We start from the raw sequence: 399 nt of genomic DNA on the forward strand, positions 1-399 counted from the left end.
GTACAGGTACGGCACGGCGTCGAGGCGGAAGCCGTCGATGCCCAGGTCCAGCCAGAACCGCAGCGCGGAGATCATCTCCTCCTGCACGGCCGGGTTCTCGTAGTTGAGGTCCGGCTGGTGGGAGAAGAAGCGGTGCCAGAAGTACTGCTTGCGGACCGGGTCGAAGGTCCAGTTGGAGGCCTCGGTGTCGACGAAGATGATCCGGGCGTCCTGGTACTGCTTGTCGTCGTCGGCCCAAGTCGATGATGACGCGCATGCCGCGCTGGTGGGCGGCGTCGACGAACTCCACGAAGTCGGCGAGGTCACCGAACTCGGGCAGGACGGCGGTGTAGTCGGAGACGTCGTAACCGCCGTCCCGGAGCGGTGACTTGAAGAACGGCGGCAGCCACAGGCAGTCGA

The 399-nt window shown here is 65.4% G+C and carries 1 pseudogene; it reads right to left on the reverse strand.

From position 1 onward, the window contains the following. Positions 1-399 (reverse strand): annotated as a pseudogene (locus IF54_RS40310) (alpha-amylase family glycosyl hydrolase); the annotation flags it as partial.

Origin of the sequence: Streptomyces sp. NRRL B-3229 (assembly GCF_000719505.1) — a bacterium.
In the GTDB taxonomy this organism is placed as follows: domain Bacteria; phylum Actinomycetota; class Actinomycetes; order Streptomycetales; family Streptomycetaceae; genus Streptomyces; species Streptomyces griseorubiginosus.